This window comes from Pseudomonadota bacterium, from assembly GCA_026388215.1.
Lineage (GTDB): Bacteria > Desulfobacterota > Syntrophorhabdia > Syntrophorhabdales > Syntrophorhabdaceae > JAPLKF01.
In genome coordinates this window covers 1-6,189 of sequence record JAPLKF010000267.1, presented here as the reverse complement: position 1 = coordinate 6,189, position 6,189 = coordinate 1, and the positions used below count along the sequence as shown (strand labels likewise).

5 protein-coding genes are annotated in these 6,189 nt (G+C 42.4%); all 5 read right to left on the bottom strand.

Annotated features, from left to right (window positions below):
* Nucleotides 1-1,555: 1,555 nt before the first annotated feature.
* Complete coding sequence (locus NTU69_12510) at nt 1,556-2,542, bottom strand: hypothetical protein (GenBank protein ID MCX5804328.1); 987 nt, start codon at nt 2,540-2,542, stop codon at nt 1,556-1,558.
* A gap of 503 nt (nt 2,543-3,045) precedes the next feature.
* A complete protein-coding gene (locus NTU69_12505; GenBank protein MCX5804327.1) occupies nt 3,046-3,180 on the bottom strand; it encodes a hypothetical protein in 135 nt (44 codons plus the stop codon).
* Between the two features lie 678 nt (nt 3,181-3,858).
* Entirely contained in the window at nt 3,859-5,010 is a 1,152-nt protein-coding gene (locus NTU69_12500) for an ATP-binding protein (GenBank protein ID MCX5804326.1), read from the bottom strand.
* A gap of 144 nt (nt 5,011-5,154) precedes the next feature.
* The gene (hisI, locus tag NTU69_12495) at nt 5,155-5,535 is read right to left on the bottom strand and encodes a phosphoribosyl-AMP cyclohydrolase (GenBank protein ID MCX5804325.1); all 381 of its coding nucleotides are present in this window, start codon (nt 5,533-5,535) and stop codon (nt 5,155-5,157) included.
* A gap of 81 nt (nt 5,536-5,616) precedes the next feature.
* Nucleotides 5,617-6,189 (bottom strand): HisA/HisF-related TIM barrel protein (locus tag NTU69_12490; GenBank protein ID MCX5804324.1); only part of this gene is annotated, 573 nt, incomplete at its 5' end.

Below are 6,189 nucleotides of genomic sequence, written 5' to 3'. Positions count from 1 at the left end.
GTCGTAAGTAGGAAGTGGTTTACGCTGATTGCTGATAGCTCATAGCTAAAAATCTTGACAACCTATTGAAATAGCAGGAAAATAAAGGGAACAGGGTGAGGGATGGGTTAATAAAAACTTATAATTCAAGACCTGACCCCATTGCTCTTAAATGCAGTTTGACAGATTTTATGGATTGGTATTGTGCAATCACTATGATCTTTTGAGATATTTTGATCGCTGATGGGGATGTTAAAACGTAAGTGCTTGAAATGTTAAAAGATTTTACGCTGCATCCATGATTTAACTGTAAAATTAAAACTTGACCATACAGGTAATATAAGATTATATCATGACTAAATTTTACACCTACTACTTAATGATTTTAAATAAACGACTTATCGAGAATTACCAATTGAAACAGAGGAAAACACGAGAAACAGGCAGAGCTGAAACTTTTCGTATTGCAGCCATTTGACTACATGCCTACAGAACTTTGCTCCCTTATACAGGGGTTCATATATATTATTTTATTTCCTCTGGCGTACATCACAAAAGTTTTAAGTTTGTTAATTTCACTCATGGTCTGAAAAGAAGAAAAGGAAGATTTTACTTGACATTCGGACGACCGTGAGGGATTAAAATCTTCAACGTTTGCAGATAGAGGGAGGTGCGATGAGAAACGTATTCATTTTTATAACTCTTTGTTCCATAATCTTAGTTGCTTTTTTATCCTGCGCCATACAACAGAATAGATGGTATAATCCTAATAGCCAGAATTTGGAATACGATTTACAAGCAGATACAGCGAGTTGTGACGAATATGCTCAGGCGCAAAAGTTGGAGTTTATCAGATTAGGGTACTACCCTCTTGTAGGTATTTTCGCAGAGGACGCATACGATAAACCTTTTGATAGTTGTATGTACGAAAAAGGGTGGAAAAAATCCCGCTGACCGTTAGCAGACAAAACAGTGTCGCCGAGACAAAGTCGTATCCCAGCCGATATCCCAAATACTGCAAGTTGTCTAACTGTCTATCGCAAGATGATCGTCAGAGATATTGACACAAAATGTTGGATGCTTTGCTGATCATTGTGTGAGGGATGTATTGCGTCGGCTGTTTTTTTGATAAATCGGCTCACCTTTTTGTTGATTTATCCGCCACAAAGGCCATTTTTAGCGGCATTCAGGCAGACCTGTCCTTCACGCCTCAAATCAGCTCCGCTGATTATTCGAATTCTCAAAGTGTTATACCTCGATGTATTCGTCCCAAGAGTATTCAGGGTCCCGATAGAGGTGATCGTCATTTATTTCCGATTGAAAGAATGCAGTTCCTTCAAATTTACCGAATGCTAACTTACAGGAAGCAGGAGAGTATCGGGAACACCTACAAAGGTTGTGTTCGTCTGCGGCTGAGACGATGAAGATTACAGAATGAAAGCGAGAACGATGCACTCACCGATGCGTGCCACTGAAGCACGTCAGCAAGCTAAAAATTAATCGGCAAACCTCAAACCACTGTTGAACCTAAAAAGCGACCTGTGGCACGCATTCGGTGCAGTAGCTGGTTATTTTTTTATCTCGTTTCAAGTTCAAGTATTTCTTTGCTATTTGTATTAAAAAAATGTCCTTTCTTGATATCTTTGCGTTTTCCGGAATACCCTCTTGATAGACTTATGCTGTATGTTATCCAATTAAACAGTGATACTTGGCTAACGATAGATACTCCATCATCTGCCCAGTTTACAGTTACTAAATGGCCCAATCTTCGTATCTTGTCGTTCTCATCTGCAAGAATCGCTTTTTCAAGAACTCGAACTAATGGATAAGCGGGCTTTTCACCGTAACGAATGAATCTTCGAGTAATATCAAAAGATTCATTCAGCATAAAGTCAGAACCTTGCCAGTATGCAAGATAGTTAAATCCAATTTTTGCTATTGCACAAAATATCTTTCTATCTATTGTTCCCTCGACTTCGCACAGTAAGTCTTGAGATTTATCGGGAGGGACTACCTCTCCTCCGAGTTTAAAAGAGATACCTCTCTCGCTCAATTTCTGTTCCAGTTGATTCACATCTATACCAAATGCTTTAATAGCCTGTGTATGTTTCAGGTCGAAGTTGTTCTTTTCTAAATATTCTTTGTCAGGAATTTCATCCAGCAAATAATATTCGTACTCATCTGAATCAAGTTTTTTGAATCCCACCTGTGGAATAGGTTTTGGAACAATTTCATTGCTATCAGGCGAATATTCTCGATAAGCATAAGTACCCTTCAACGGCCCCTCTGCAACGCGTATTATTATCCTGCTGTTTTTACCATAAGATTTATAGTCATTAGGTTTTTTTACATTGAATTCAAATCTCGAATGCCCCTCATAAGTATCACGAGCTAAATCAATCTCTAAGTTGTCACCGAAGTACTTATTACAGTCATCGCAAACTACTTGGTTAAGGGTGAAATTGTTTTTGAATACCCCAAAAGACTGAGGTATGACATGCTCTGTCTTTCTATATGAAGTTTCAGGTTTGTCTTCTAAACAATATATGCATTTCATCATCATACAAACCCCGGGGAAATGGTATATCTAAAAACATAACGACAGTAATCAGCCGCAGGCGGAGCCGGTCGGCTGCATTGCCTTGTTGGGCGATCTGTGTTTATTGAATCATAGCCAGTGCATGGTGTACTTAGAGTAATTGTACTCGTCAATTCTCTTCAGGAGTGGCCGATCATCGTCTCTGGGTACGCACCTGCTAACGTGCTCTGCGAATAGTTTCATGCAATCCATGAAAGCAACGTACTCTTCAGCGCCACCGTACGCATAAGAACAACGGTAAGCATATGCAATATTGGAATCCCATATTGGCAAAATGCCAGACGCGAATAAACTCAACGCTTTGCCTACTGACACAGGACTCTTTCGGTTGTCACGAGTCCTCTTGAGCGCTTCTTGGAATGCCTTGAATAGTTCTAGGAGTACTGTCTTGTCATCTTGCGTGTATGAACTAATATCGCGATCTCGGAAAGCGCTGAGAGTGCTCAGGTTGGACGTGATGGTAGCAGTCAGAGCGTCGGCGTCGTAACCGGCATAAAATCTGTTCCACCCTCTGATGATAATCCCAACACCTTCTGACATCCGACGAGAATCACCCCAATTGTCCTGAACGATGCGTCGGGCATCAAACCACATAGGGCCACGGTGTTCTCTTTGGTTGTAGATCTGATAGCCTTGGACAAATTCAGGGCAATCAGGAATGTGTATGTCGTTATGTCCATTCATGTCTGTGTTTCTCTTTATGAAGTATCATTGTTTGGTCCGCCCAACTTATTTTTTAACCTGATTCGTCATTTGCACAGACATTGCCTCAAATATCCAGTTATTGATCGTTATATGGACCATGTATATGGTGTTTCTTCGGTATAAAAGTTACCAGATGATGATTATACCGAATCAGTATAATTTTACCTTGTGTTATTCCACTTCTTTTTTTCATCCGGATAACTGATACTGGTAGGTCTTGAAATACCAATTCTGTCACTATGCCCGCCCCTTTTTATCTATTGTCCTCCAACTTTATTTAAATTTCAAGTTAAAAATCTCAGTGATATTCAGTGATATAGAAGTTCTCGCCTCAGTGGCTCATATTTCTCTTTTTACACGTTTTTTTGCCTTATACTCTCTGCCCTATGCTCTCTGCTCCCTGCTATTTCTTGCCGTATACCTTCCCCTCACCTAAAATACGCTCATTTTACCTCTTAACGGCCTTTTGCCCAAATCCTTCAAGAGTGTTTTAGAAGGTGTTCCAGGAGCTGGGCATCGAAAAAGGGGTTGGGTCAAACCTTCAAAATTCGATTGTGCTGAAAAGCCGGGGAGGGTTACCGGTTTAGTTTCTGAGAAAGGGCATTCACCAATTCAGAGAGGCTGACAAACTTTATCTCAAAACTGCCATAATCCCGCACATAGCCCTTATCAACGTCAGAGGCGACCACAAACGAATCTCCTTTAGGATACCTTTGCCTGAATGATTTGAAGTTTTCCAGTACCAAATCTGATGCCGACCATTTACACTCGATTGCGATAGGGGCCGAGCCTCTCGCCGAAATCACAAAATCAATTTCATGACCTCTCTTATCGCGCCAATAATACAAATTCCGCAACTGCAAACTCCCCTGAATTTCATTCAGTACAAAATGCTCCCATAAGTGTCCCATGTCTTCACGCCTCAACTCATGCCATCCACGAAAATAGCATACAAAGCCCGTATCAAAGCCGTACACTTTAGGGGCCGAGATAATTTCCGAGGACTTCCTGGTGCTGAAGGGACGCAGCACGTGCACAACAAAAGTTGCTTCGAGCACAGAGAGATAATTGGTGATTGTAGTACGACTCACCTCACATGGACGTGAAAAGCGTGTTGCCTCAAATATCCCTCCACTCTGCGCCATGAGGAGTTCAAGGAACCTCTGGAACGAATACCGGCGCTCCAACCTGAATAGCTCCTGAATATCTTTTGCCCAGTAGCTGTCGATCCATTCCTGAAACTCCCTCTCCGGCAGGGAATCGGCCATGATGAAGGGAGGAAGGCCTCCATGAAGAAACCTCAATTCCAGACTCTGAATATCGAAATCTTCAAGATCATGAGAAAGCATTGGTGTGAGCCATAGCTCTCGCTTCCGACCGGCCAGGGTATCCCGAAATTTCCGGGAAGCACCGAGCGTTGAGGAACCGGTAGCGATGATATTGATATCAGGAAAATGGTCAGCAGCAATTTTGAGGAGTTCAGAGGGGTTTCCCAGCCTGTGGATTTCATCAAGGACTATTCTTCTCCCCTTTAATCCCTTGAGAAAACCCTCGGTATCATCCATTAATCTTCTTGTTCGAGGAAGCTCACAGTCAAAATACTCAATATCCGGAAGACTCTTGCAAAGATAGGTTTTGCCGACTCTCCTCACCCCTGAAAGCCAGAGGATAGAACGCTTTTCCCATGCATCTGTTATTCTTGAAATCCAGAATTTTCGTATCTTCATGCAATTACTATTGCATATAGCGCTACCAAATGCAACCCTAATTTTATTTGGTCCCGAAAAAGCGATGACGTGCCTCAACTACCAGACACCCCATGAGGTGTTCTGTCAAGCCCTACGTGGTGCACTTTGAAGTGGAATTTACCCCTATTTGCTGTCCTTGCTGCCGTATACCTTCCCCTCATCAAACACCTTTTTTCCTACCACCTTCCAGCCGTCTTTCCATATCCTGTAGAAGCAACTCCAGAACCCCATATGACATGCTGCCACTCTCTGATCAACGACAAGAAGAAGTGTGTCGTTGTCACAGTCAAGATGCATCGATTTAACCTTTTGTATATGGCCTGAGGTTTCTCCTTTCTGCCATATCTTATCTCTCGACCTTGAAAAGTAATGTGCCTTTTTAGTCCTTTGTGTGAGCTTAAATGCTTCTCTATTCATATATGCAACCATAAGCACATCCTTTGTCTTCTCGTCCTGAACAACAACAGGTACAAGCCCTCTTCCATCCCACTTTATGTTTTCCATATCAACTCCTTTGTTGGCTTTATTAGCTGAGTGCTTAGAGCAAAGGGTATTAACTCTACGCTCCATGCTCTTCGCTCCATGCTAAAGCCTCACCGCCACTCCTCTATCTCTCAGATACTGCTTCGCTTCAATAATCGTATGCTCCCTATAGTGGAATATAGACGCGGCAAGCACTGCATCTGCCTTTCCATCTACAAGACCTTCATAGAGATGCTCAAGTGTGCCAACACCGCCTGATGCAATTACCGGTATATTCACTGCTTCCGAGATGGTCCTCGTAAGTTCTATATCATATCCTATCTTTGTTCCATCCCTGTCCATACTCGTCAAAAGTATTTCGCCTGCACCAAGCCTTTCTACCGTTGCCGCCCATTCAACAGCATTTACTCCTGTTGGCTTTCGCCCGCCGTATGTATAAACCTCGAAGCCTTTGCCCCGCCTCTTCGCATCTATGGCAACGCAGATACACTGGCTGCCGAATATCTCGCTTGCCTCCTTTATAAACTCAGACGATTCAATAGCAGCCGTGTTAACCGTCACCTTATCTGCACCGGCAAGAAGTATATCCCTGATATCCTTTATACTCCTTATACCACCACCCACGGTAAGGGGCATAAAAACCTCATTTGCAACCCTCTCAACCACATCTATTAT